A 24,002-nucleotide genomic window follows, 5' to 3' on the forward strand; every position below is an offset into this window, starting at 1 on the left:
CGGAGATCCCGGCCGCTTTCTCCGACGAGAGCCGCCGCCCGGCGCGTCACTCGTCGTGCGGCGGCAGCTCTCCGGCGGTCAGCGCGATCATGCGCGACATCGAACGCAGGTACTTCTTGCGGTATCCGCCGCCCAGCATCTCGTCGTCGAAGACCTCGCTGAGGGCGACACCGGTCTGCACGATGGGGATCTCGGCGTCGTAGACGCGGTCGATGAACGCCACCAGCCGCAGCGCGGCCATCTGGTCGTGCAGCACCTCCACGCCGGCGAGCCCGATCACATCGACCCCGTCGATCATCTTGATGTACCGGGAGGGATGCACGGTGGCCAGGTGCGCGATGAGGTCCTGGAACCCGTCGCTGGTGACCGTCTCGCCGCGCCCGGCCATCGCCGTCACCACGCGCTCGTACTCGGCGGGTTCGACCGTCACGGCGGCGCCGGTCGTGTCGCGGCGACGGTAGTCGAGGCCGTCGATGCGGATCGTCTCGAAGTTCGCAGACAGGGACTGGATCTCGCGGAGGAAGTCGCTCGCCGCGAACCGGCCCTCACCGAGCGCGTTCGGCGGGGTGTTGCTGGTCGCCGCGATCCGCGTCCCGGATGCGACGAGCTCACCGAGCATCCGGGTCATCATCATCGTGTCTCCCGGATCGTCGAGCTCGAACTCGTCGATGCAGATGAGGGTGGAGCCGCGCAGCAGGTCGACCGCGCCCGCATAGCCCAGCGCACCCACCAGCGCGGTGTACTCGATGAACGTGCCGAAGTACTTCGGGCCCGGCGCCTCATGCCACAGCGCGGCCAGGAGGTGCGTCTTGCCCACGCCGAAGCCGCCGTCGAGGTAGACGCCCGGCTTCATGGCGTCCACTTTTTTGCGGCTGCGGCTGAAGAGGCCGGCGGGCCGCTGCGGCTCCCACGTCTTCGCGAACGTCTTTAGGGTCGAGACGGCATCGGCCTGGGAGGGATAGTCGTGGTCCGGCCGGTACGACTCGAACGTCGCTCGCTCGAACTGCGACGGGGGCACCAGACTGGCGGCGATCTCCGCGCCGGTGATGGCGGGCGAGCGGTCGGCGAGACGGGGCAGGGCACCGGTCTGTTCCAGGGTCATGGCGGGTTGTGCACCTTTGTGTCGAAGTCTTACCGCGGCCGTTCCCAGCCGCCTACGCTGGACGTAGATTCCCAGCAGTCGCAGGCCTCCCAGCCTAGTCCCGCGATGTGCAACGACCCCCTGGAGGACACCGCAGCATGACCATCGAGACCGACCCGTCGCCCGAGTTCACCGGTTACGCGCACCCGGAGCGGTTGGTGAGCACCGACTGGCTCGCCGCGCACCTGGGCGAACCCGGCCTGGTGGTGGTGGAGTCGGACGAGGACGTGCTCCTGTACGACACCGGGCACATCCCCGGTTCGGTCAAGATCGACTGGCACACCGACCTCAACGACCCGGTGATCCGCGACTACGTCAGCTCCGAGCGGTTCGCCGAGCTGCTGGGGTCGAAGGGCATCGCGCGCGACACCACCGTCGTGATCTACGGCGACAAGAACAACTGGTGGGCCGCCTACGCACTGTGGGTCTTCACCCTGTTCGGACACGAAGACGTCCGCCTGCTCGACGGCGGCCGCGACAAGTGGATCGCCGAGGGACGCGAGCTGACGCGCGACGTGCCGCAGCCGGCGTCCGCCGACTACCCCGTGGTCCAACGCGACGACTCGGTGGTGCGCGCCTTCAAGGAGGACGTGCTCGCCCACTTCGGAAAGCCGCTCATCGATGTGCGCTCGCCGGAGGAGTACAGCGGCGAGCGGACGGAGATCCCCGGCTACCCGACCGAGGGCGCCCTCCGCGCCGGTCACATCCCCTCGGCGCAGTCCGTCCCGTGGGCCCGCGCCGCCGCGCCGGACGCCACGTTCAAGCGCCGAGCCGACCTCGAAGCGGTCTACCTCGACGGCGCCGGCCTCCGGCCTGGCGACGATGTGATCGCGTACTGCCGCATCGGGGAGCGCTCCAGCCACACCTGGTTCGTGCTGACCCACCTCCTCGGCTTCGAGAACGTCAAGAACTACGACGGCTCCTGGACGGAGTGGGGCTCGGCCGTCCGCGTCCCGATCGCCACCGGCGCAGAGCCCGGCGACGTTCCCGCCCGCTGACCGCACCGGGTCGAATCCGACGTAGCCTTAAGGGATGACCGAACTGACGGGCGCGCTCGCCGAGATCCGCGACGACTTCCAGGCGCTGGAGCAGAACGACCGCCTGCAGCTGCTGCTGGAGTTCTCCGACGAGCTGCCCGAGCTGCCCGAACGCTACCGCGACCACCCCGACCTGCTGGAGCGGGTGGAAGAGTGCCAGGCGCCGGTGTTCATCTTCGTCGAGGTCGACGACCACGACATCGTGCACCTGTTCGCGACGGCGCCGGAGGAGGCTCCGACGACCCGCGGCTTCGCGTCCATCCTCGTCCAGGGCCTCGCCGGCCTGACCACCGACGAGGTGCTCGCCGTGCCCGACGACTTCCCGCAGACCCTCGGGCTCGCCCAGGCCGTTTCGCCCCTGCGTCTCCGCGGGATGTCCGCGCTCCTCGGCCGCGCCAAGCGGCAGGTGCGGACCAAGCTCGCAGCCTGACCCGGGGCGCCGCCGGAGCCGGATCGCGGCCCGCAGCATCCCGCGATGCACCGCCGAGGACATCGGCAGCATCCCGAAACACAGTGTTTACACGCCGCCCTCATGCGTAACAACCGCGAAACACGCGCATCCCTCTGACGAAACCTCTCGCGTCGAGACTGGCCACACCCCGAAAGCGCCCCCCACCCGGATCGGGACCGCGTTCACCCCACGGGGATGAAGCACAGAGAGGTAGACAATTCGCATGGTGCTCCACACAGCAGCGGACTACGCAGAGGCAGGGACGGTCAACGCCCTCTGGCTCCTGGTCGCCGCAGCCCTCGTACTGCTGATGACCCCCGGTGTCGCCTTCTTCTACGGCGGCATGGTGCGCGCCAAGAGCGTCATCAGCATGATGATGATGAGCTTCGGCGCGATGGCGCTCGTCGGTGTCCTCTGGGTCGTCTACGGCTACGGCCTCGCGTTCGGCCCGCCCTCCATCCCTCACTTCCTCGGCACGCCCGACTGGTTCCTGTCCAGCCTGATGGGCAAGGACGGCATCACCCCCGACCTGGGCGGCCTCGCCTTCGCCGGGTTCCAGGCCACCTTCGCGATCATCACCGTCGCCCTGATCTCGGGTGCGATCGCGGACCGCGCCAAGTTCGGCTCGTGGATGGTGTTCGCCGGCATCTGGGTGACCGTCGTCTACTTCCCGGTCGCCTACTGGGTGTTCAACCTGGCTGACGGATGGGCGCCCGCCGTCCTCCACGTGAACGACTTCGCCGGTGGCACCGCGGTGCACATCAACGCCGGTGCAGCCGGCCTGGCCCTGGCCCTGGTGCTCGGCAAGCGCGTCGGCTTCCAGAAGGGCATGAGCAAGCCGCACAACGTGCCGCTGACACTGCTCGGTGCAGCCCTCCTGTGGTTCGGCTGGTTCGGCTTCAACGCCGGCTCGGAGGCCGCGGTCGATGGTGTCGCCGCCATCGCCTGGGTCAACACCCTCGCCGCTCCCGCCGCCGCCACCATCGGCTGGCTGATCGTGGAGAAGATCCGGGACGGCAAGCCGACCTCGATCGGTGCCGCGTCCGGAGCCGTCGCCGGCCTGGTGGCGATCACCCCGGCCTGTAACATCCTGACGCCCGGCTTCGCGATCCTGCTCGGCCTGGTCGCCGGTGCGGTCTGCGCCGTGGCGGTCGACCTCAAGTTCCGGCTCGGGTTTGACGACTCGCTCGACGTGGTCGGCATCCACCTCGTCGGCGGTCTGATCGGTACCCTCTGGATCGGCATCTTCGGCTTCACCCACATCTACAACAGCAAGGGCGAGGCGACGAGCGAGTTCTCCAGCCTCCTGTACGGCGGCAGCTGGTACCAGCTGGGCGTGCAGGCCGTCGGCGCCTTCTCTGTCCTGATCTACTCGTTCGTGCTGGCGTACGCCATCGGCTGGGTCATCCAGAAGACGATGGGCTTCCGCATCAAGAACGAGGACGAGCTGGCCGGCGTCGACACCGTGGTGCACGGCGAGGAGGGTTACTCGCTCGAGACGGTCTGATCCGATCATCGGACCATCTCGCACCGGGACGGGGCGTCGCCAGCAGGCGGCGCCCCGTTCCGGTGTCCGCCGTCGCTAGGGTGAGGTGGGGATGTGGGAGCGAGGGAGCACATTGGCACAGGCGACACCCGACCAGGTGGATGCGCTGCTCCTGTTCTTCTGCGGCGCGCTGGTGATGCTGGCGGCGCTCGGCCTCGCCTTCTTCGCCGGCGGCATGGCGGGCCGTGCCCGCGCGGCGCGCTCGTTCCGCTTCGTCCTCGTCGGCGCCGCGGTCGTCGTCGTGCTGGCCGTGTTCGGCGGGTACGGACTGATCGCCGGGCCGCCCCTCATCCCGCACCTGGTCGGCCGACCGGATGTCGGGCTCGCGTCGGTCGCGGGCGTCGACCCTGCGGCGTCGTCGCCGTACCCGGCCGCGCGCGCCGGGTACCTCATCGCCGTCCTCGTGCTGTGCACCGGGATCGTGGGTGTCGCCATCGCGTCCCGGGTGACGCTCCGCGCCTGGATCCTGTTCTCCGTCCTGTGGCTCCCGCTGGTGGTGCTGCCGGTCGCGTACGGCGTGTTCTCCCTCGACGACGGCTGGGCGGTCGGTGGCCTCGGAGTCGTCGATTTCGGCGGTGCGCTGGTGGTCGTCGCGGCCGGCGGAAGCTCGGTCGGTGTCCTCATGGCGTGCGGGCGGAGCGAGCACCTGCCGCCGCATCCCAGTCGCCCGGCGCTCGTGGCGATCGGCGGCGCCTTCCTGTGGGTCGGCTGGCTCGGCCTGATCGTGGGCTCGGAGGGCTCTCTCGACGCCTACGCCCCGCTGATGGCGATGGGCGCGTTCCTCTCCTCGGCGACCGGCGTGCTGATGTGGATGCTGGTTGATGCGGTGCTGCTGCGTCGTCCGACGCTCGTCAGCGCCCTGTGCGGTGCCTTCGCCGGCCTCGTCGCGGCGACCGCGGCCTCCGGAGCCCTCACTCTCGGCTGGTCGATGCTCGTGGGCGCGCTGTCGTCGCTGGCCTGCGCGACGATGGTCGACCTGGTCGCCCGCGCCCGGTTCGGTCCCGCGTTGACCCTGTGCGTGGTCACCATCGTCGGCGGGCTGGTCGGGCTGCTGTTCCCCGGGCTGTTCGCGACCGGGAGCGGAATGGTGGACAGCGGCAACTTCGACCTGTTCATCGCCCAGGGCATCGCCGGGATGGCGGTGCTGCTGTACTCGGCGACCGTCTCGTTGCTGCTCGCCCTCGCGCTGCGCTACACGGTCGGTCTGACGCGAGTCCGCTATCGTGCCGTCCGTGGCATCGATGAGAAGCGTCCTGACGGCACTGACCGGGCTGTTCCGTCCGTCCCGGCCGAACCGAACCGCGAGTCCGCCGGCTGAGCCGGGCCGCGCCGGTGGGGGAGCGACGGTTCAAGCCGACCCGCTGAGGCTGGGCCGCATCCGCACGTCGTACAACCCGAGCCTCGACGGGACCGCCGATCCCGGTGAGATCGTCTGGACGTGGGTGCCCTACGAGGAGGCGGACGGTCGCGGGAAGGACCGCCCGGTGCTCGTCGTCGCCTCCGAGCCGTCCGGCGCGGTGCTGGCCGTCGCGCTGACCAGCCAGGAGCACCCCGGCAGGCCCGAGTACCTCGCCATCGGCGCGGGGGACTGGGATGGGCGGCACCGGCCCAGCTTCGTGCGGCTCGACCGGGTGTTCCGCGTTCAGCAGTCGGGCATGCGTCGGGAAGGCGCTGCGCTCGACGTGCGCCGCTTCGACACGGTGCGCCGGGCGCTGGCCGCCCGCTACGGCTGGCGGTGAGTCGCCCGCCGGAATGCACGAAACCCCCGGTTTGACGGCGGTTTTGTCGTGGTGGGCGAGCATCGGGCACCACCGAGATGCCTTTGCTACGCTCCGGCCAGCGAGGAGGTTGAATGATGCAACGGGGTGCCGGAGCGGTCGGCCGCGCTTTACCGGCTCTGGTCATCGTGCTCGTCGCCGCCGGGTATGTGGCCTGTCTTGCTGGCGTGGCAGTCTCCCCGGCGCTCGTAGCTGAACCTGACCGCTTGCTAGGCGTTTTAAGGTCCGCGGAGCACCCCTGGCTCGAGGCGACGGTCGCGCATGCGCTGTACTGGCTGCTCGTTCTGGTGGCAGCGTCTGCCTGCGTCGCCGCCATCACCTTCGCGGGGTCGGCAGCTTTGCACCAACTCTCCGAAGCGGAACGAGTTCTGGAGGATGACCTCGGTCACACCACCCGCAGCATCGATCGAGGACTTCTCTAGGACGCGGCTGTGTCCGAGAAGCGAACCGTCGCCAAGGCATCCGATGCCCGCCTACTGCCTGGCGAGGATCGTCGCGCTCATGATTGCCGCGACTCTACGTCTTCGCGTTTGGCCCTCCGCCAGTACCGGAAGTACATCACCGTCTGGGCGGTGAAAAGCAGACCAAGCGCGACGTTGATCCACCCGCTCATGCTCCCGAGGAGGACCAAGATGATGCCGCCGACCAGATTGAGCACCATCACCGCGGCGAACAGGAACGCGAAGTTCCGCCAATACTCGGGACGGCGCGTCGTCGGGTCGATCACGAGACGCGACTGTACTCCGTGACACCGTTGCGCGAGCTCGTGCTCTAGAAAATGTCGACGGAGATGTTCAGGTCCTCGTCCTCGTCCTCGTCCTTGTCCTTGTCCTTGCCGCACCTGATGCAGCGTTGATAGCGGGTGCCGTCCGGCGTGGTCTCTGTATGCCAGCGGTGCCGGTTGAACAGGCAGGTTTGGCTATGTCGGAGACACACCGAATGGTCATCGACTGATGATGCCGTGCTCCCGTGCGGCGCTCAGTGCAGTCACTCGGTCGTGCGCTCCAAGTTTGGTGTAGGCGTGCTCCAGGTGCTTGTTCACTGTCGAGGCGCTCACCCCGAGCCGGTACGCGATTGCGGCCGCGGTGGCGCCGGTGCTCAACGCGTCGAGGATCTCGACCTCGCGGCTTGTCAGGCCGAGACGGTCGGAGATCCTGGCGCACGCGAGAAGCAGTTCTCCTGTTACCTCGCCATCGGCGCGGGGAACTGGGATGGGCGGCACCGCCCCAGCTTCGTCCGGCTCGACCGGGTCTTCCGCGTGCAGCAGTCGGGTATGCGCCGCGAGGGCGCTGCGCTCGACGTGCGCCGCTTCGACACGGTGCGCCGGGCGCTGGCCGCGCGCTACGGCTGGCGGTGAGTCGCCGGCCCGGACGCACGAAACCCCCGGCGTGACCGGGGGTTTCGTTGTGGTGGGCGATACCAGACTCGAACTGATGACCTCTTCCGTGTGAAGGAAGCGCGCTACCAACTGCGCCAATCGCCCGTGCACCCGTCGAGCGGCTGCGAGATTCGATACTAGCCGACTCCAGGGGCCGGATGCACATCGGCGCAGGGCCTCCGAACGACACACCCGGACGGCGTAACCGGTTTTGTCTTGAGGCGGCGGATCGGATAGAGTCTTTCAAGTGCCGCAGGGAACTGCGGGGCGAAATGCGGATGTAGCGCAGTTGGTAGCGCATCACCTTGCCAAGGTGAGGGTCGCGAGTTCGAGTCTCGTCATCCGCTCGAGTCGGCCCGGTCCACGGATCGGGCCTCTCAAGTACGGTACGGGTTTTATCCGTGTTGTGGCGTTCGGTGGATTGGCCGAGAGGCGAGGCAGCGGCCTGCAAAGCCGTATACACGGGTTCGAATCCCGTATCCACCTCGATCCTGAGCTTCGCGTTCAGGCTCGGGCGATTGGCGCAGCGGTAGCGCGCTTCCCTGACACGGAAGAGGTCACTGGTTCGATCCCAGTATCGCCCACAGAGAGAAACCCTCGGGAAACCGGGGGTTTCGTCGTTTCTCGTCTGCGTTGAGCGCACCTCAAGCGCGGTCCGTCCGCACAGCTAACGGGTGAGGAACGCGAGTTCGGTCTCCCACCGGGTCTTGCGCGGCTCCGTGCGCGGATCTGTGACCCAGATCTCGAATCGCGCAGCCCAGCTGGCTCCCGCGTCCGTTTCAGCGGAGTCGAACCGGATGTCCCGATTGTCCGCCCATTCGAAGAGGAGCCCGTGGGCGCGCAACGAGTGGTTGATATAGCGGAGGACGACGTAGGTGCCGGCGGGCATGACGCCCTCGGTGACCGTACTGTCGCCAGTTGCGTTCGCGAACGCGCCGACTTCTATGTCCATGTCGCCGGCCATGTCGACGGTGTGAAGCCTCATGAAGAACGGGCCTTCTGGCTCGACCCCGTTGGCCTGCAACCAGGCGATGAGAGCGGCGAGCAGGCGGTCGCGTTCCGCGAGCATGCCGCGAAACGGTGTGCGAGCTCTGATGCCGAGCGTTGGATGCGAATCTCGATACTCGACGCGCGGGCCGTCCACCACCTCCATGTGTGCTCCCTTCGAGCCTTCCGCCTCACGGCCAGCGTGGCAGACAGAGCATCTCCCGCGGCTCATTGCCGCCGGTTCGCCGCGGCTTCGTCGTTTCTGGCGTTCCGAGATGCGCGCGAGGCTGTTCCGCGCGGCAGGGCCGGGGGTACTGTGAATCTGTTGTGCTTCCCATGAGGGGCGCAGCGGGAGCGATGACATCATGCAACTCTTCGGTATCGCCAACTTCGAACGCTTCTTCCGCCAGGCGGCCAGCCTCGACGTCGACAAAGACGATCTCAGACGTTTCGACGATTTCGTCAACGACAGGATCTACGACCTGCTGCTGCGGGGCGTGGCGAACGCGAAGGCCAACGGCCGCGACATCCTCGAGCCCCAGGACCTCCCAATCACGAAGGGTCTGCAGGAGTCGATCCACGCGTTCGAGGAGATCGACGAGGACGTGTCGATGGATGCGATCCTCGAACAGCTGACTCGACGCCCTCCCCTCGACATCTCCTACAGCGATGAGACGGCGGAGAGGCTCCCGCAGATAGCCGGCGGCCTCGGTGTGGCGGTGGCCCGGACGATCCGGATCCTCGACGAGAAGGTGAAGAACCCGCAGACCGAGCACTGGGAGAAGGCCGAGCGCGTCTTCGACGTGCTCCTCTAGCTCAGTTGAACGTGCCGGGGTCACAGCCGGTCGGGTGGCGTGGATGGACCATCTCCGGATGGACGCGCGCCTCGTGGTTGATGCAGGTTATCGCGCCAGTTCGCCGGTGTACCGCATCAGCATCGAGTCGCGGCGTTCGAAGCCGAGGGATTCGTACAGCCGGATCGCCGACTGACGGCTCGGCCGTGAGGTCAGGTCCAGCGTCCTCACCCTTCGCTCGCGCGCGAATTCGATGACGGCCTCGAGCAACAGTCTGGCGATCCCGCGCCCGCGGAGCGCCGAGTCGACGACGACGTCATCGAGGTGGCCGCGGACGCCGGTCGGCAGGGGGAACGACGCGAGGGTCGCCATGCCGACGATGCGGCGGCCCTCGCGCGCGACGACGAGGTCTGTGCCGTCGTGCTCGAGCATCGACTCGAGGCGGCTGCGGTCGAAGGTCGCCGTCGAGGACAGCTGGGGGAGGAGCCGCTCGATGGCGGCGAGGTCGTCGTCCGTGAGCGAGTCAGCGACGTGGATGCGGATCTCGTCGGTCATGGCTGCAGCGTATCGGCGGTTCCTTGTGGAAGGTTCGCGAGCCGCGGGAGAGGACTATGTTCGGGTGGTCACTGACGAAAAGGCTGCATTACGTTCCTCCGAGATAAGTCGACCACTCCCAAGCGCTTCAGAAGGCTGCGCTTCAACCCACTGCGGGAAACGCTGCCGTGGGTTGCGCTAGCGGTCGGGGTCTTCATGGCGATCAGCGGCGCGCTGGGGATTGCCTTCAACCCTCGGAGTGGCGCCCTTTACCTGGTGATGGGTATCGCGCTGGTCGTTGTGGGAGGCGGGGCGTTCTTTCTTTTCCGCTGGATGGCCAAACGCGGCGCGTAGCTCCCACCGATTGCTGCCGCCCTAGCTGCGATTCGCTCACTCCGACAACAGCGCCGTGGTCATGAGGGGGTCTCTTCGTCCGCCGGACCGGCCCCGGCGGCATCCCGGATACCTGCGGCGACCGCGCGTCGGATCACCCAGTAGAGCGAATAGAGACCGACCGCGGCGAGGACAACGGTCAGCGCCAGGCCGCTGAAGGCACTCGGAGCCGGACCACACCGCCACTGTTGAATCCGTCGCGCGGGACGTCGCCGCGGCCGCCCTCGACGGCAGCGATGGCTTCGACGTCGCGATCGGCCACTCGTTCGGCGGTCTGGTTCTCGCGGCCGCCTCGCAGCGAATCGAAGCGAAACGGTTCGTGTTCGTCGATGCGCCGTTCTCGTCTCGAGGTGGCCATGACTTCGAGCAGACGCGTCGCGAGTACGAGGCTGAAGCGTCAGCCCGTACCGCGGATCGACTGGCGTCGCGGCCGGAGTTCACGGTACAGGATGTAGAGGTCGAAGCGCGTGCGGCCGAGCAGTTCGATGCGGCCACCGCGGCTGCCATCGCAGCCGGACCTGGCGGTGAGTGGTGGCCTCCGGCTCGATCGCTCGTGATCTGCGCAGAACCAAGCGACTACGTCACACCGGATGTCGCTGACGAGCTGAGTGGTCGTGGCGTCGAGGTCGTCAGCATCGCAGGTGCGAAGCACGCCGTCTGGCGAACGCACTTCGAAGCGTTCTGGGCGGCGCTCAGGCCGCCGCAGAGCTGACGCCGCTCTGCGCCGCCGTCGCTTGCGCCACCTCTGTGTTGTGCGCAAGTTTAGGTATAGCTAAACTCATGCACATGGCAAACCTTATTCAGGCCACCCGGCTTCGCCTCGGAGTCACTGGTGCCGAGCTGGCGGCTCGGCTCGGTGTGACGCCGGCGGCGATCTCTCAGCTGGAGCGGTCGGAGCGGGAGGGGACCATCCGCCTGGAGTCGCTCGAGCGAGCCCTGGGGGCCATGGGCCTCAATGTCGGCTATTCCGCGACCGATGACCGACCGCTTCAGCGGTACGGGGCGGAGGCGGTCACCGACGACATCAATGCGGCCCTCGACTCGGGACGCGAAGACCTGGCTCTGCGCCTTCTCACGCGCGCAGTCCAAGCCGTCACCACGCGCCGGAATGAGTTCGGGACAGCGGATGCGGCCAGAGTTTCCGTGATCAAGGATCGCAAATGGGAGACACTGTTTGGCGCGCTGTATGGACAGGCCATCCCGGAAAAGGACAAACCTGCATGGGCCAGCCCGCAACGGCTGTCCCGGCCGTGGTTCGTCTCGCAGTTCGAGCCGCTGCGCGAGCGCGCGAAGGTGACGACTCCTCTGGAACTCAGACGATTGAATATCTTCATCGACGAGCGATCGCTGTCGCGCGCGTGAGTAGGGTTCCACGGTCGCAACTCGACCCGCAAGCGCTCCGCGAGCTTCTCGACGAGCTGGTCCGTCGCCTGCGTCGTGGGGGAGTGAGCGGGCACATCCGCATCGTCGGCGGCGCGGCCATGGCGTTGCGCTTCCCCGATGACCCGTCGATCCGTGTGACCTCCGATATCGACGCTGTGTACGAGCCGAGACCCCAAGTAGACGAAGTGATCGCGCAGCTGGCAGTGGAGCACGGGCTCGAGGTCGATTGGATCAATGCGCACGGCGCACCGTGGCTCCGGGTCGACCCGCCGTCTCCGGACGCTGACGGTTTCCAGGTGATTCTCGCGTCCACTGAGCAGCTGATCGCGATGAAGCTTGCGGCCGCGCGAGACCAAGACCTCCACGACCTACGCATCCTCGCCCGGCATGCGGGCATCAGGGACCCTGAACAGCTCGTGGACATCGCGTTCGAGGTCTACGGAGAGGACTCGATCGAGTTGCCTGACTCTCGGCAGTCGTACCTGTGGCTGGCAGAGGCGGTCCTGGGCATGCCCGGCACAACGTCCTAGCTACCCCGCGTCCCGTCGCTCGACGCGCCCCTACGCCTCCCGCGCTTGCGCCACCTCCGCCGCCGCGCGCCGGTGCAGCCGGTACTCGCGCACCGTCAGCACCACGATGAAGATGTCGAACGCGGTGAGCGCCGCGAGGCCCCACGAAAAGTGCACCACCAGTTCGTACGCCTGGTAGCCGATGAACGCGACCAGGAAGCCGATCAGCCACGGGTACGCCCACAGCTTTCCGCGCAGCACGGCGAGGACCAGGATCACCTTCACCACTCCGTGCGCCAGGAGGTAGATCGCCCCGAACAGCGTCGCCGAGACGCTGAGGCTGCTCGTGTAGCGGACCAGCGCGTTCGCGATGGGGTCGTGCGGGTCCTCGTGGAGTTCGTGGAGCGTCAGCGCACGCGTCACCGCGGCGATCTTGTCCGGACTGATGAAGAGCAGCGCGACGCCGGCCAGCAGCTCCAGGACGCCGTCGAGCCCCTTCAGCACCAGGCTGACGAAGAAGGTGCGATCGAGGAGGCTATGGGACTTCGTGCTCACGACGAGCACGGTACGCGCCGCCGCTGAGCGGCGCGCACCGTTCTCAGCCGACGAAGCAGACGGCCAGGCCGTTGACGTCTGAGGTGAGCGCGCTCGTGCCTCCGACGACCTTCAGCGAGCTCGTGCCGAGGCGGACGAGCTGGTCGCCGACCGTGCGCGGCACGCAGCCGGTGTTGCTGAGCAGAAGCGGCTTGGGGACCGAGCCGGCCGCGGCCGCCGCAACCAGGGCATCCGGCCAGTTCACTCCCGAGGCGATGTAGACGTTCGTGCTGCTGTTGCTGCCGAAGGCCGTCGCGGTGATCTGCGTGGAGGTCTCGAAGCGGCTCGAGCCGCCGACGCGGGTGACCGCGAGTCCGGCCGCCTGCGCGCCCTGAGCCCAGGATGCGGCGACCACGCCGGTGCCGCCGACGATCGTCACCTGGCGGATGGAGTGAGTGGCGAAGAAGCGGGCGGTGCCGGCGTCGAGGGTGGGCGTGCCGACGAGCAGCAGCGGGGCGCCCAGCTTGGCCGCGACGGGACCGGCGGAGAGGGCGTCGGCGAAGCCGAAGCCGGTCGCCACGTATGCCTTCGTCGCACCGGGGAACGCGTACGCCGCGATGGCCTGCGCCGTCTCGTAGCGGTCGCTGCCGCCGACGCGCGTCACGGGGGCGACCGCGGACAGCTGGGCGGTCGCGTTCGGTCCGACCGCGCTGGTGCCGCCGACCACGACGATCTTCTGCGGCTTCAGGCGCTGCAGCTCGGCGAGCGTCGACGGCGGGACGCTGGAGCCGGTCGTCAGCAGCACGGGACCGTGCTGTGCCGCGGCGGCCGGGGCTGCGGCCAGCGCGTCCGGGTAGTCGAGGCCGGAGGCGACGTAGGCGACCGGGACGCCGGCCGAGGGGTAGCGGTCGCGCGAGATCGACACGGCGGTCTCGAAGCGGTCGGATCCGGCCAGGCGCTGCGAGGCCGGGGCGACGGCGGTCGCCGGCGAGGTGAACGCGGTCCGGCAGCCGAGCGAGGCGTTGCCGGCCGTGCCGCCGGGGAGCGCGAGCGCGGTCACGCACGCGCCGTACTGTCCCGGTCCGCTCCACGGGACCGACGTGGTGAAGCCGTGCGAGCCGCCGGCTGCGGGGTAGGCGGCACCGACGTCGGGGCGCGACAGTCCGGCGCTGACGGTCGTCGTGCTGTTGCCCGCGGGCGTGCTCCAGTCGATGCGCACCTGCACGGCCACCTTGAGGTTCGTCTGATCGAAGGACCATCCGGTGACGGTGAACGGCTGCCCGGAGGACACGCTCGCCGTGTCGTAGGCGCCGAGCGGGGGCCGGTTGCTTCCGCCGAAGGCGAACTGCTGCAGCTGGGCGTAGCTCCCGTTGAAGACGTCCTGGTCGCCCGGGAACGTCCCGGCGTCGGCGTACTGCCACATCGTCCAGTTCAGCCAGCTGGCCGGGATGGAGTTGACCCCCGAGCAGTAGCAGGCGACGAACAGCGGATACGCGCCGAAGGTGCTCGCGGAGCCGGTGCAGGTGTTCCACCAGTTGGTGGTGGAGTAGATGGCCGGGTTGACGCCGGTCAGGCTGCGGACGGTGGAGACGAAGGCCGAGATCCACGACTGCATCTGCCCGGCGCTGAGGCCCCAGCAGGAGTTCGTGTGGTCGGTCGCCGTGTAGGGGTTGTACTCGATGTCGAGCAGCGGCGGGAGGGTGCGGCCGTCAGGGGACCAGCCGCCTCCGTTGGCGACGAAGTAGCGGGCCTGGGTGGCGCCGTCGCTCGTGTTCGGCGAGGCGAAGTGATAGGCGCCGCGGATGAGTCCGGCGGCGGCAGAGCCGTTGTACTGGCTGGGGAACTGGCTGCTGCGGTAGTCCGTGCCCTCGGTGGCCTTGATGTAGACGAAGCGCGCGCCGTTGGCGTACTGCTGCGGCCAGTTGACGTTCGGCTGCCAGCCGCTCACGTCCATCCCGAGCACGCCCGAGACGGCGGCGCGGGCGCTGAGCCCCGGCTGGGTTCCCCGATCCTCTTGCGGGACGGTCGAGCCCATCGCATGGTCGCGCGCCGTGTTCATCTCCGCGAGCGTCGGCTCGCCGTCGGTCGCGGGCGTCGCGGCGGCGGACGGTGCCGGGAGGGCGGACGGCGTCGGCGTCGCGGACGGCGTCGGAGCCTGCGTGCTCACCGGCGCCGGTGTCGCGCTGCCCGACGGCGTCGGATCGGCCGTCGCGGCAGGCTGGGCCGTCGCGGCCGCGGTGGGCGCAGGATCGGCGGGCGCGGCCGATGCCGGAAGCACCGTGAACGCGGTGAGAGCCGCCGTCGCGACGACGGCAGGCAGGATGAGTCGCGTGATTGCGGACATCGACAGTTGCTCCTTCAAACGCAGGCACCTGGTCGGGGGTGGGGGGTTCGGATGCGCTTCGGGTTCGCTCCTGGTGCGATGACGCTCGAAGTCTACGGTGTACAGGTCGTTCCGCGCTGCCACGCGATGTGGGGGTGAGTGGGCTCCCGCTAGAGTTGAGGAGTTCCCCAACCAACGACTAAGGAGTGGACAGGTGGCCGACGGCTTCGAGCTCTTCACCGACCGTTCCGTTGTCGCGATGCGCGTCAACGGTGAGCTGAAGGACCTCGCGACCACCGTCACGACGACCGACACCGTCGAACCGGTCACCATCGACTCGCCCGACGGCCTCAGCATCCTGCGTCACTCCACCGCGCATGTGCTCGCACAGGCTGTGCAGGCCGTGAACCCGGAGGCGAAGCTCGGGATCGGCCCGCCGATCACCGACGGCTTCTACTACGACTTCGATGTCGCCGAGGCGTTCACCCCGGAGGACCTGAAGGCCCTCGAGAAGGAGATGTCGCGCATCCAGCGGGCGGGCCAGCGGTTCGTCCGCCGGGTCGTCACCGACGACGAGGCCCGCGCCGAGCTCGCCGGCGAGCCGTACAAGCTCGAGCTCATCGGGCTGAAGGGCGGCGTGCAGCACGGCGACACCGCCGCGTTCGACGAGAGCGAGAGCGTCGAGGTGGGCTCCGGCGAGCTGACCATCTACGACAACGTCGACCCGAAGACGGGGGAGACGGTCTGGAAGGACCTCTGCCGCGGCCCGCACCTCCCGAACACCCGCATGATCGGCAACGGCTGGGCGCTCACCCGCGTCGCGGCCGCCTACTGGCGCGGCAACGAGAAGAACAAGCAGCTGCAGCGCATCTACGGCACCGCCTGGCCGAGCAAGGACGAGCTGCGGGCCTACCAGACCCGCATGGAGGAGACCGCCAAGCGCGACCACCGCAAGCTCGGCGCCGAGATGGACCTGTTCAGCTTCCCCGACGAGATCGGCTCGGGCCTCGCGGTCTTCCACCCCAAGGGCGGGATCATCCGCAAGGAGATCGAGGACTACATGCGGGATCGGCTGATCGCCAACGGCTACGAGATGGTGAACACCCCGCACATCACCAAGGCGCACCTCTTCGAGACCAGTCAGCACCTCAACTGGTACAAGGAGGGCATGTTCCCTCCCATGCACCTCGATGAGGAGCGCGACGCGGACGGCAACATCACCCGGCAGGGCCAGGACTACTACTTGAAGCCCATGAACTGCCCGATGCACAACCTGATCTACCGGGCGCGCGGTCGCAGCTACCGCGAGCTGCCGCTGCGGCTGTCCGAGTTCGGGACGGTGTACCGCTACGAGAAGTCGGGAACGCTCTCCGGACTCACCCGCGTCCGCGGGCTGACCCAGGACGACGCGCACATCTACGTCGCCGAGGACCAGATCAAGGACGAGGTGGCGCGCCAGCTGCAGTTCGTTCTCGAGACCCTGCGCGGCTACGGTCTCACCGACTTCTACCTGGAGCTCTCCACCAAGGACCCGGACAAGTACGTCGGCAGCGACGAGAGCTGGGAGACCGCGACCGAGACCCTGCGCGAGGTCGCGATCGACTCCGGGCTGGAGCTCGTGGACGATCCGGGCGGCGCGGCCTTCTACGGCCCGAAGATCTCGGTGCAGGCCCGGGACGCGATCGGCCGCACCTGGCAGCTCTCGACCGTCCAGCTGGACTTCAACCAGCCGGAGCTGTTCGAGCTCGAGTACAACGCGGCCGACGGCACCCGGAAGCAGCCGGCGATGATCCACCGGGCGCTGCTCGGCTCCATCGAGCGGTTCTTCGCCATCCTGCTGGAGCACTACGCCGGGGCCTTCCCGGTGTGGCTGTCGCCGGTGCAGGTGGTGGGCATCCCGGTCGCGGACCAGTACGCGCCCTTCCTCGACGACGTGATCTCGCGGCTGCGCGCCCGGGGCGTCCGCGCGGAGGTGGACCACTCCGACGACCGGATGCAGAAGAAGATCCGCACCCACACCAAGGCGAAGGTGCCCTTCCAGCTGATCGTCGGCGAAGAGGATGCGTCGGCGGGCACCGTCAGCTTCCGCTTCCGCGACGGCACCCAGCGCAACGGCGTGACCGTCGACGACGCCATCGAGCGCATCGTGGAGAGCATCCGCACGCACGAACTGGTCGACACGGCATGGCACGACTGAACCTCGGTTCCTACGACGGCGCCGGCGCGGACGGGGCCGATGGTCCCGTCCGCATCGACGACCCGTCGTACCTGGTCGGGGTCCCGGACGAGTTCCAGCGGCTGTGGACTCCGCACCGGATGGTCTACATCCAGCAGGGCGACCCGGGTCACGACGACTGCCCGTTCTGCGTCGCTCCGACCCTGAGCGACGAGGATGCGCTGATCGTCGCGCGCGGCGAGCACGCGTACGCGCTTCTCAACCTGTTCCCGTACAACAGCGGCCACCTGCTGGTCTGCCCGTACCGTCACATCCCGCTGTACGACCAGGCGACGCCGGAGGAGGTCGCCGAGATCGGCAGCATCACGCAGACCGCGATGCGCGTCATCCGCGAGGTGTCCAAGAACGACGGCTTCAACATCGGGATGAATCAGGGCGCGATCGCCGGCGCCGGGATCGCGTCGCACCTGCACCAGCACATCGTGCCGCGGTGGGCCCAGGATGCGAACTTCCTGCCCATCATCGCCAAAACGAAGGCGCTCCCGCAGCTCCTGGGCGAGGTGCGGGAGGCCATCGCGAACGCCTGGCCGCAGCAGTAGCGGGAGCGGTCGGTGAGGTCAGCGCGGTCAGCGCACGCGCGTGACCGCGAACTGCTCGCGCGGGTGCGCGTAGGACTCCTGCGACTCGACCAACTGCAGCTCGCGCTCTCCCGACTCGTGAGTGCGGGTGAGCAGGTCGAACACGCTCGAGACGGTCTTCCGCAGGGCGAGCTCGGCGTCGCCGGTCCGGACGTAGTGCGCGGTGAACAGCGCGGCGGTCACATCGCCCGAGCCGTTCGCCTTCATCGGCAGCCGCGGGGTCTGCACGATCCACGCGCCGGCATCGTCGACCGCGAGCATCTCGATCGTGTCGGCGGGGGCATCCGGACGCTCGACACTGGTCACGAGGACCGTGCGCGGGCCCATCGCGCGCGCCGCATCCACCGACTCCAGCGTGGATTCGAGCGTGTCGGGCGACGTCTCGGTGAGGAACCCGAGCTCGAACTGGTTCGGCGTGATGATGTCGGCGACCGGCACCACGCGCTCGCGCAGCAGCACCGGGATGGCCGGGGCGACGAAGCAGCCCGACTTCGCGTTGCCCATCACCGGGTCGCAGGCGTACACGGCGTCCGGGTTGGCGGCCTTCACGCGCGCCACGGCGTCGACGATCACGTCGCCGATGCCCTCACTGCCCTGGTAGCCGGAGAGGACCGCATCCACCTGCCCGAGCACGCCGCGCTCCTCGATGCCGGTGATGACCTCCCGGACGTCGTCGGGGGAGATCAGCGGCCCGCGCCAGGCGCCGTAGCCGGTGTGGTTCGAGAAGGTGACCGTGTACACCGGCAGCACCTCGACGCCGATGCGCTGCAGCGGGAAGACGGCGGCGGAGTTGCCGACGTGACCGTAGGCGACCGCGGACTGGATCGAGAGGATCTTCATCCCTCGATCCTCTCACCCCGGAGTCGGGGTCACTTCGCGACGTCGACCAGATCCTCGAGCAGGCGTTCGCTCTCGTCCGCGCTCAGGTCGTGGACCGTCAGCCGCAGATGGTGCGAGGGTGCGGGATGCTCGGAGAGCTGGAACTCGTCGCCGGTGCGTGCCAGCCACCCGCGTCGCATCAGGCGCTCCGCGACGACGCGCGCCTCGACCGGCAGCGGGACCCAGAGGCTGAGACCGTCGAGCGCCTCCGTGGGGAGTCCGCGCTCGGTGAGACGGTGGGCGAAGGCGGCGTTGCGCTCGGCGTAGTGGCGCCCGGCCGCGGCGATCTGCTCGAGGACCGCTTCGTCGGAGAGCTGTGCGAGCACGAGGCGCTGGAGGATGTGGCTGACCCAGGTCGTCCCCGGGCTCAGACGGAAGGCCAGCCGCTCGGCTGTCTCGGGGTCGGTGGCGGCGACGGCGAGGCACATGTCGGGGCCGAGGAACTTGGAGACGGAGCGGACCAGTGCGAACCGCCGGTGGTCCGGCCCGATCAGCGACTCGTACGGTGCCTGCGACAGCATGGAGAAGTGGTCGTCCTCGATGACGAGCACGTAGGGATGCTCGGCCAGCAGTTCCCGCAAGGCAGCGGCCCGGCCGGGAGAGAGGGTCGCGCCCGTCGGGTTCTGCGCGCGAGGGGTGCAGATGATCGCGCGGACGCCCGCGTCGAGGGCCGCGCGGAGCCCGTCCACCGTCATCCCTTCGGCATCTACGGGGACGGGCACGGCCCGGTATCCGCCGTGCCGCACGGTGTGGATGCTGGCCAGGAAGCAGGGATCCTCCAGCGCGACCGCGTCGTCGCGCAGCAGCGCCTGGGCCAGGAGGCGCTCGACCGCATCCACGGCGCCGTTCGTGACCGTGATCCGTACCGGCTGGTCGGGCAGGTCCTCGCGCACCCAAGCGAGCGCGCGCCGCTCGAGGGCCGGGTCGATCACGGGCTCGCCGTACAGCACGGGCCGGCCGATGGCGCCGGCGAGAGCGGGGGACAGGTCGGGGATGAGTGCGGGGTCCGGGTTTCCGGTGCCGATGTCGCGCAGCACGCTGTCCTGCGCGTATCCCTCCTGTGCGACCGCCTCGACGCCCGCGATGACGGTCCCGGCTCGGCCGCGAGCGGTGACCACTCCGGCCTGGGCGAGCAGGCGGTAGGCGGCGACCGCGGTGTTCCGGTTCACGCTCAGCCGGGCGGCGAGCTCCCGGACGGGAGGGAGCGCGTCGCCGCGCCGGAGGGCGCCGCGCTCGTGGAGGGCGCGGACGCTCGCGGCGATCTCGGACGCCGTCGTCCCGGTGATGCCGTGCTCGTCCATGTCTCTCCCCGCGTGTCCCGGAGCCGAGTCTAGCGAGGCGGAGCGGGATGGTATCGTTCGGCATAGGCCAAAAGTTTCTTTGTTCCGCACGAGAGGGCGACGATGACAGACAACAACCAGGGCGCAGCCACGGGCTCGAGCCGCGTGAAGCGCGGGCTCGCCGAGATGCTGAAGGGCGGCGTCATCATGGACGTCGTCACGCCCGAGCAGGCCCGCATCGCCGAGGACGCCGGCGCAGTCGCCGTCATGGCGCTGGAGCGCGTCCCCGCGGACATCCGCGCCCAGGGCGGCGTCGCCCGGATGAGCGACCCGGACCTGATCGAGGCCATCATCGCCGAGGTGTCCATCCCCGTCATGGCGAAGGCCCGTATCGGCCACTTCGTCGAGGCCCAGGTGCTGGAGGCGCTCGATGTCGACTACATCGACGAGTCGGAGGTGCTCTCGCCCGCCGACTACGTGAACCACATCGACAAGTGGAAGTTCACCGTCCCCTTCGTCTGCGGCGCGACCAACCTCGGTGAGGCGCTGCGGCGCATCAACGAGGGTGCGGCGATGATCCGCTCCAAGGGCGAGGCCGGAACCGGCGACGTCTCCGAGGCGACCAAGCACATCCGCAAGATCACGTCCGAGATCAACGCACTGAAGTCCATGACCAAGGACGAGCTGTACGTCGCGGCGAAGGAGCTTCAGGCGCCGTACGAGCTGGTGGCGGAGATCGCCGAGACCGGCAAGCTCCCCGTCGTGCTGTTCACCGCGGGCGGCGTGGCCACCCCGGCGGATGCCGCGATGATGATGCAGCTCGGCGCCGACGGCGTCTTCGTGGGCTCCGGCATCTTCAAGTCGGGCAACCCGGAGCAGCGCGCGGCGGCGATCGTGAAGGCGACGACCTTCTACGACGACGCGAAGGTGATCGCGGAGGTCTCCCGCGGCCTCGGCGAGGCGATGGTCGGCATCAACGTGTCCGACCTGGCCGCGCCGCACCGTCTCGCCGAGCGTGGCTGGTAAGTGCTGACGGGAACGACGGCGAAGGTCGGCGTCCTCGCCCTGCAGGGTGACTTCCGCGAGCACATCGCGGTCCTGCGCGGCCTGGGCGCCGACGCTGTGCCGGTGCGGCGTCCGGCCGAGCTGGAGGAGATCGACGGCCTGGTCATCCCGGGTGGCGAGTCGAGCGTGATGGACAAGCTGTCGCGTGCCTTCGGGCTCGCCGAGCCGCTTCGCGACGCGATCGGCGGCGGTCTGCCGGTGTACGGCACGTGCGCCGGACTCATCATGCTCGCCGACCGCGTGCTCGACGGCATCGCCGGTCAGCAGAGCCTCGGCGGCCTGGATGTGGCGGTGCGCCGGAACGCGTTCGGCTCCCAGGTGGACTCCTTCGAGACCGACCTGGACATCCCGGCCGTGGGGGAGGAGCCCATGCACGCGGTCTTCATCCGCGCGCCGATCGTCGAGAGCGTCGGAGCGAGGGCGACCCCGCTCGCCCAGGTCGAGGACGGCCGGGTCGTCGCGGTCGAGCAGGGCAACCTTCTCGGCACCTCGTTCCACCCGGAGATCACAGGGGATACGCGGTTCCACGACTACTTCCTGCGGAAGGTCCAGGACGCGCGGTAGGCGCAGCCGGGCATGGTGCACCGGCGCGTCGTCGCCCTAGGATCGCGACGAGCACCCCGTCACCCGAGCTTGCAAGGACCGCCATGACCGAGCGCGCCCCCTTCCGCGTCCCCGTCGGGAGTGCCGCCAATCCGGTGCTCGACCGGGAGTCCCTGCACCGGCTGGAGTCGTTCGGCACGGTGGAGGAGGTGGCGGAGGGCGACACCCTCTTCCGTGCCGGCGACGAGAACCTGGACTTCTTCGTGGTGGAGGCCGGGCGGGTCGACATCGTCCGCGAGGCGACCACCGGATCCCGCGCCCGCGTGGTGGCAGAGTGGCAGGCCGGCGAATTCCTCGGCGAACTGAGCATGCTGACCGGGCAGGCGTCCATCCTCACCGCCCTGGTCGTGGAGCCGGGACGCGTGCTCCGCATCCCGAACGCCGTGTTCAAGCAGATCATGGCGACGGATGCGAGACTCTCGGAGACGCTGCTCGGCGCGTTCCGTGCGCGGCGCAGGCTTCTGATGGCCGCGGCTGACAGGACCGTCCAGCTCTTCGGCAGGGAGGGGAACGCCGGCGCGCTGGCGCTGCGTCGGTACGCCGCCCGCATGGAGCTCCCGCACCGCTGGATCGACGTCGGAACCGAGGCTGGGCGCGAGGCGCTGGAGGCGGTCGGGCACACCGAGGCCGAGCTGCCGCTCGTTCTGGCGCGGGAGACCGTGCTTCCCAACGCCACGCCGCGCCAGCTCGCCGAGACGGTCGGACTCGCCTTCCGCTACCGGGACGGCGACTCGTTCGACCTCGTCGTGGTCGGTGCCGGCCCGGCGGGGCTGGCTGCCGGGATCTACGGCGCCTCCGAGGGCCTGAGCACCCTCGTGCTCGACGCCCTGGCCCCGGGCGGGCAGGCCGCGGCCAGCTCGCGGATCGAGAACTACCTGGGATTCCCGTCCGGGCTCTCGGGCGCGGAACTGACCGAGCTCGGACTCGTGCAGGCGCTGAAGTTCGGCGTGCGGCTCTCCGCACCCGCCGAGGTGACCCAGCTCCGGCACGACGCGGACGGCATCGTGCTCGAGCTCGGCGACGGCGACAGCATCCGTGCGCGCTCCGTCGTCGTCGCGACCGGAGCGCGGTATCGCCGGCTGCCCCTGGACAACTGGGCGCAGTTCGAGGGCGGCAGCATCTTCTTCGCCACGACGGAGCTGGAGGCGCGGACCGTCGACCGGCGCCCGTCGGTCGTCGTCGGCGGCGCCAACTCCGCAGGCCAGGCGGCGCTGTACCTCGCCGGACTCGGCGGTGACGTCGCCCTGGTCGTGCGCGGGCCGTCCATCGAGGCGAAGATGTCCACTTATCTCGTCGACCGCGTCGTCGCGCATGAGCGCATCCACGTTCACGTGTCCTCGGATGTCACGGGGCTCCACGGCGAGGACCAGCTGGAAGAGGTCACCGTCACCTCGTCCGATACGGGCGAATCGGCGCGCATCCCTGCGGCCGCCCTGTTCTGCTTCGTGGGCGCCCAGCCCGGAGCCTCGTGGCTCGCGGGGGCAGCCGCGGATGGCAGCGGGTTCCTGCTCACCGACGTCGATCTTCCGGCACCGGATGACGGGAGCCGCGGTCCGCTGCCGTTCGAGACGAGCCTGCCGCGGGTGTTCGCGGCGGGCGACGTCCGCCACGGGTCGATGAAGCGGATCGCAGCGGCGGTCGGCGAAGGCGCCAGCGCGGTCGCGTCGGTGCACCGGGCGCTCGCCGTGCGCTGAGCCGCCGCGTCCGGCCGGCACGGTCCGGTCAGCCGCGTCCTCCCGGGCGGGAGCGGCCGAGGCATTATTATGGACGGGTTCAGAACGTAATCCGAGGGAGCACCAGTGTCCGGGCATTCCAAGTGGGCAACGACCAAGCACAAGAAGGCGGTGATCGACGCCCGCCGCGCGAAGTCCTTCGCCAAGCTGATCAAGAACATCGAGGTGGCGGCGAAGACCGGCGGCGCCGACATGTCCGGCAACCCGACGCTCGTCGACGCGGTGCAGAAGGCCAAGAAGACCTCGGTCCCGAACGACAACATCGACCGCGCGATCAAGCGCGGCGCCGGGCTCACCGGTGAGTCGATCGACTACACGACGATCATGTACGAGGGCTACGGTCCCGGCGGCGTCGCGCTTTTGATCGAGTGCCTCACCGAGAACCGGAACCGCGCGGCCGCTGAGGTCCGCACGGCGATGACGCGCAACGGCGGCACCATGGCCGACCCGGGCAGCGTCGCGTACAACTTCCACCGCAAGGGCGTCATCGTGGTCCCCCACGCCGACGGCGTGGATGAGGACACGGTCCTCACCGCCGTGCTCGACGCTGGGGCCGAAGAGGTCACCGACCGCGGGGAGAGCTTCGAAGTGGTGACGGAGGCCTCCGACCTGGTCGCCGCGCGTACCGCGCTGCAGGAGGCCGGGATCGACTACGACTCCGCCGACGCGGAGTTCGTCGCGACCGTGAACGTCGACGCCGACGCCGAGGTCGCCCGGAAGGTCTTCCGGCTGATCGACGCGCTCGAGGACTCCGACGACGTCCAGAACGTCTACACGAACCTCGACATCACCCCCGAGGTTCAGGCGCAGCTCGACGAAGACGACGAGTAGCGGCGCGAG

26 protein-coding genes, 4 tRNA genes and 1 pseudogene are annotated in these 24,002 nt (G+C 69.0%); 21 read left to right on the forward strand and 10 right to left on the reverse strand.

Going from position 1 to position 24,002, the window contains the following annotated elements; translation table 11 throughout:
* Window positions 1-46: 46 nt before the first annotated feature.
* Window positions 47-1,102 carry a cell division protein ZapE gene (gene zapE, locus QRN40_RS14635; protein WP_285116455.1) on the reverse strand — a complete coding sequence of 352 codons (1,056 nt, stop codon included), beginning with the start codon at window positions 1,100-1,102 and terminating at the stop codon, window positions 47-49.
* 137 nt (window positions 1,103-1,239) lie between these two features.
* Between zapE and QRN40_RS14640 the strand changes: the two genes are divergently transcribed.
* From QRN40_RS14640 to QRN40_RS14665, 6 genes are all read left to right on the forward strand, one after another.
* Window positions 1,240-2,139 (forward strand): sulfurtransferase, encoded by a 900-nt coding sequence (locus QRN40_RS14640; RefSeq protein ID WP_285116456.1) that lies wholly within the window; start codon window positions 1,240-1,242, stop codon window positions 2,137-2,139.
* 34 nt (window positions 2,140-2,173) lie between these two features.
* Window positions 2,174-2,608 (forward strand): SufE family protein, encoded by a 435-nt coding sequence (locus QRN40_RS14645; protein WP_285116457.1) that lies wholly within the window; start codon window positions 2,174-2,176, stop codon window positions 2,606-2,608.
* A gap of 244 nt (window positions 2,609-2,852) precedes the next feature.
* Window positions 2,853-4,136 (forward strand): ammonium transporter, encoded by a 1,284-nt coding sequence (locus QRN40_RS14650; RefSeq protein ID WP_285116458.1) that lies wholly within the window; start codon window positions 2,853-2,855, stop codon window positions 4,134-4,136.
* A 112-nt stretch (window positions 4,137-4,248) separates the two neighbouring features.
* Window positions 4,249-5,493: an ammonium transporter gene (locus tag QRN40_RS14655; protein ID WP_285116459.1), complete on the forward strand. Its 1,245-nt coding sequence runs from the start codon at window positions 4,249-4,251 to the stop codon at window positions 5,491-5,493.
* Window positions 5,417-5,914, forward strand: coding sequence for a type II toxin-antitoxin system PemK/MazF family toxin (locus tag QRN40_RS14660; protein WP_285117504.1), 498 nt, complete (start codon window positions 5,417-5,419; stop codon window positions 5,912-5,914). Before QRN40_RS14655 ends, QRN40_RS14660 begins: the two co-directional genes overlap by 77 nt.
* Before the next feature lie 113 nt (window positions 5,915-6,027).
* Entirely contained in the window at window positions 6,028-6,375 is a 348-nt protein-coding gene (locus QRN40_RS14665) for a hypothetical protein (protein WP_285116462.1), read from the forward strand.
* 77 nt (window positions 6,376-6,452) lie between these two features.
* Here QRN40_RS14665 and QRN40_RS14670 read toward each other — a convergent pair whose 3' ends face one another.
* Window positions 6,453-6,680 carry a hypothetical protein gene (locus QRN40_RS14670; protein ID WP_285116463.1) on the reverse strand — a complete coding sequence of 76 codons (228 nt, stop codon included), beginning with the start codon at window positions 6,678-6,680 and terminating at the stop codon, window positions 6,453-6,455.
* A gap of 216 nt (window positions 6,681-6,896) precedes the next feature.
* The gene (locus QRN40_RS18555) at window positions 6,897-7,028 is read right to left on the reverse strand and encodes a LuxR C-terminal-related transcriptional regulator (RefSeq protein WP_350224771.1); all 132 of its coding nucleotides are present in this window, start codon (window positions 7,026-7,028) and stop codon (window positions 6,897-6,899) included.
* On the opposite strand from QRN40_RS18555, the gene QRN40_RS14675 reads away from it, so the two are divergent.
* A complete protein-coding gene (locus tag QRN40_RS14675; protein WP_285116465.1) occupies window positions 6,975-7,310 on the forward strand; it encodes a hypothetical protein in 336 nt (111 codons plus the stop codon). The two genes, QRN40_RS18555 and QRN40_RS14675, sit on opposite strands and share 54 nt — an antisense overlap.
* Window positions 7,311-7,360: 50 nt before the next feature.
* On the opposite strand, the gene QRN40_RS14680 is transcribed toward QRN40_RS14675, so the two are convergent.
* Window positions 7,361-7,436: transfer RNA gene (locus QRN40_RS14680), tRNA-Val, on the reverse strand.
* 169 nt (window positions 7,437-7,605) lie between these two features.
* Between QRN40_RS14680 and QRN40_RS14685 the strand changes: the two genes are divergently transcribed.
* The 3 genes from QRN40_RS14685 (at window position 7,606) to QRN40_RS14695 (ending at window position 7,915) form a co-directional block, all read left to right on the forward strand.
* Window positions 7,606-7,678: transfer RNA gene (locus tag QRN40_RS14685), tRNA-Gly, on the forward strand.
* 68 nt (window positions 7,679-7,746) lie between these two features.
* Window positions 7,747-7,817: transfer RNA gene (locus QRN40_RS14690), tRNA-Cys, on the forward strand.
* 26 nt (window positions 7,818-7,843) lie between these two features.
* Window positions 7,844-7,915: transfer RNA gene (locus QRN40_RS14695), tRNA-Val, on the forward strand.
* An 83-nt stretch (window positions 7,916-7,998) separates the two neighbouring features.
* On the opposite strand, the gene QRN40_RS14700 is transcribed toward QRN40_RS14695, so the two are convergent.
* Entirely contained in the window at window positions 7,999-8,484 is a 486-nt protein-coding gene (locus tag QRN40_RS14700) for a GyrI-like domain-containing protein (RefSeq protein WP_285116466.1), read from the reverse strand.
* 199 nt (window positions 8,485-8,683) lie between these two features.
* Here QRN40_RS14700 and QRN40_RS14705 point away from each other — a divergent pair, with 199 nt between their 5' ends.
* Window positions 8,684-9,133: a DUF1931 family protein gene (locus tag QRN40_RS14705; RefSeq protein ID WP_285116467.1), complete on the forward strand. Its 450-nt coding sequence runs from the start codon at window positions 8,684-8,686 to the stop codon at window positions 9,131-9,133.
* A gap of 87 nt (window positions 9,134-9,220) precedes the next feature.
* Here QRN40_RS14705 and QRN40_RS14710 read toward each other — a convergent pair whose 3' ends face one another.
* Complete coding sequence (locus tag QRN40_RS14710; protein WP_285116468.1) at window positions 9,221-9,667, reverse strand: GNAT family N-acetyltransferase; 447 nt, start codon at window positions 9,665-9,667, stop codon at window positions 9,221-9,223.
* Between the two features lie 195 nt (window positions 9,668-9,862).
* On the opposite strand from QRN40_RS14710, the gene QRN40_RS14715 reads away from it, so the two are divergent.
* The 4 genes and pseudogenes from QRN40_RS14715 to QRN40_RS14730 all read left to right on the forward strand — a co-directional run bounded on the left by QRN40_RS14715 (window position 9,863) and on the right by QRN40_RS14730 (window position 11,952).
* The gene (locus QRN40_RS14715; protein WP_285116470.1) at window positions 9,863-10,000 is read left to right on the forward strand and encodes a hypothetical protein; all 138 of its coding nucleotides are present in this window, start codon (window positions 9,863-9,865) and stop codon (window positions 9,998-10,000) included.
* A gap of 220 nt (window positions 10,001-10,220) precedes the next feature.
* Window positions 10,221-10,751: pseudogene (locus tag QRN40_RS14720) on the forward strand (alpha/beta fold hydrolase); the annotation flags it as partial.
* A 74-nt stretch (window positions 10,752-10,825) separates the two neighbouring features.
* Complete coding sequence (locus tag QRN40_RS14725; protein ID WP_285116472.1) at window positions 10,826-11,401, forward strand: helix-turn-helix domain-containing protein; 576 nt, start codon at window positions 10,826-10,828, stop codon at window positions 11,399-11,401.
* Window positions 11,398-11,952, forward strand: a complete 555-nt coding sequence (locus QRN40_RS14730) for a DUF6036 family nucleotidyltransferase (protein ID WP_350224762.1) — start codon at window positions 11,398-11,400, stop codon at window positions 11,950-11,952. The genes QRN40_RS14725 and QRN40_RS14730 overlap by 4 nt, the downstream gene beginning before the upstream one ends.
* 30 nt (window positions 11,953-11,982) lie before the next feature.
* Here QRN40_RS14730 and QRN40_RS14735 read toward each other — a convergent pair whose 3' ends face one another.
* Together QRN40_RS14735 and QRN40_RS14740 are read right to left on the reverse strand one after the other, a co-directional pair.
* On the reverse strand, window positions 11,983-12,486 hold the full coding sequence (locus tag QRN40_RS14735; RefSeq protein ID WP_285116474.1) for a DUF2127 domain-containing protein: 504 nt from the start codon (window positions 12,484-12,486) through the stop codon (window positions 11,983-11,985).
* Window positions 12,487-12,529: 43 nt separating this feature from the next.
* Window positions 12,530-14,809 carry a cell wall-binding repeat-containing protein gene (locus QRN40_RS14740; protein ID WP_285116475.1) on the reverse strand — a complete coding sequence of 760 codons (2,280 nt, stop codon included), beginning with the start codon at window positions 14,807-14,809 and terminating at the stop codon, window positions 12,530-12,532.
* Between the two features lie 193 nt (window positions 14,810-15,002).
* On the opposite strand from QRN40_RS14740, the gene thrS reads away from it, so the two are divergent.
* On the forward strand, window positions 15,003-16,985 hold the full coding sequence (gene thrS, locus QRN40_RS14745; protein ID WP_285116476.1) for a threonine--tRNA ligase: 1,983 nt from the start codon (window positions 15,003-15,005) through the stop codon (window positions 16,983-16,985).
* A complete protein-coding gene (locus tag QRN40_RS14750; RefSeq protein WP_285116477.1) occupies window positions 16,973-17,563 on the forward strand; it encodes an HIT family protein in 591 nt (196 codons plus the stop codon). Before thrS ends, QRN40_RS14750 begins: the two co-directional genes overlap by 13 nt.
* 27 nt (window positions 17,564-17,590) lie before the next feature.
* Here the strand turns inward: QRN40_RS14750 and pdxY are convergent, their stop codons facing one another.
* Both pdxY and QRN40_RS14760 read right to left on the reverse strand, forming a co-directional pair.
* Window positions 17,591-18,442, reverse strand: a complete 852-nt coding sequence (pdxY, locus tag QRN40_RS14755; protein WP_285116479.1) for a pyridoxal kinase PdxY — start codon at window positions 18,440-18,442, stop codon at window positions 17,591-17,593.
* A gap of 29 nt (window positions 18,443-18,471) precedes the next feature.
* Window positions 18,472-19,782 carry an aminotransferase class I/II-fold pyridoxal phosphate-dependent enzyme gene (locus QRN40_RS14760; RefSeq protein ID WP_285116480.1) on the reverse strand — a complete coding sequence of 437 codons (1,311 nt, stop codon included), beginning with the start codon at window positions 19,780-19,782 and terminating at the stop codon, window positions 18,472-18,474.
* 102 nt (window positions 19,783-19,884) lie between these two features.
* Between QRN40_RS14760 and pdxS the strand changes: the two genes are divergently transcribed.
* The 4 genes from pdxS (at window position 19,885) to QRN40_RS14780 (ending at window position 23,993) form a co-directional block, all read left to right on the forward strand.
* The gene (gene pdxS / locus QRN40_RS14765; RefSeq protein ID WP_285116481.1) at window positions 19,885-20,787 is read left to right on the forward strand and encodes a pyridoxal 5'-phosphate synthase lyase subunit PdxS; all 903 of its coding nucleotides are present in this window, start codon (window positions 19,885-19,887) and stop codon (window positions 20,785-20,787) included.
* A 3-nt stretch (window positions 20,788-20,790) separates the two neighbouring features.
* Window positions 20,791-21,390: a pyridoxal 5'-phosphate synthase glutaminase subunit PdxT gene (pdxT, locus tag QRN40_RS14770; protein ID WP_285117505.1), complete on the forward strand. Its 600-nt coding sequence runs from the start codon at window positions 20,791-20,793 to the stop codon at window positions 21,388-21,390.
* An 83-nt stretch (window positions 21,391-21,473) separates the two neighbouring features.
* On the forward strand, window positions 21,474-23,123 hold the full coding sequence (locus tag QRN40_RS14775) for an FAD-dependent oxidoreductase (RefSeq protein WP_285116483.1): 1,650 nt from the start codon (window positions 21,474-21,476) through the stop codon (window positions 23,121-23,123).
* A gap of 105 nt (window positions 23,124-23,228) precedes the next feature.
* Window positions 23,229-23,993, forward strand: coding sequence for a YebC/PmpR family DNA-binding transcriptional regulator (locus QRN40_RS14780; protein ID WP_285116484.1), 765 nt, complete (start codon window positions 23,229-23,231; stop codon window positions 23,991-23,993).
* Window positions 23,994-24,002: the final 9 nt, after the last annotated feature.

Origin of the sequence: Leifsonia sp. fls2-241-R2A-40a (assembly GCF_030209575.1) — a bacterium.
GTDB lineage: Bacteria > Actinomycetota > Actinomycetes > Actinomycetales > Microbacteriaceae > Leifsonia.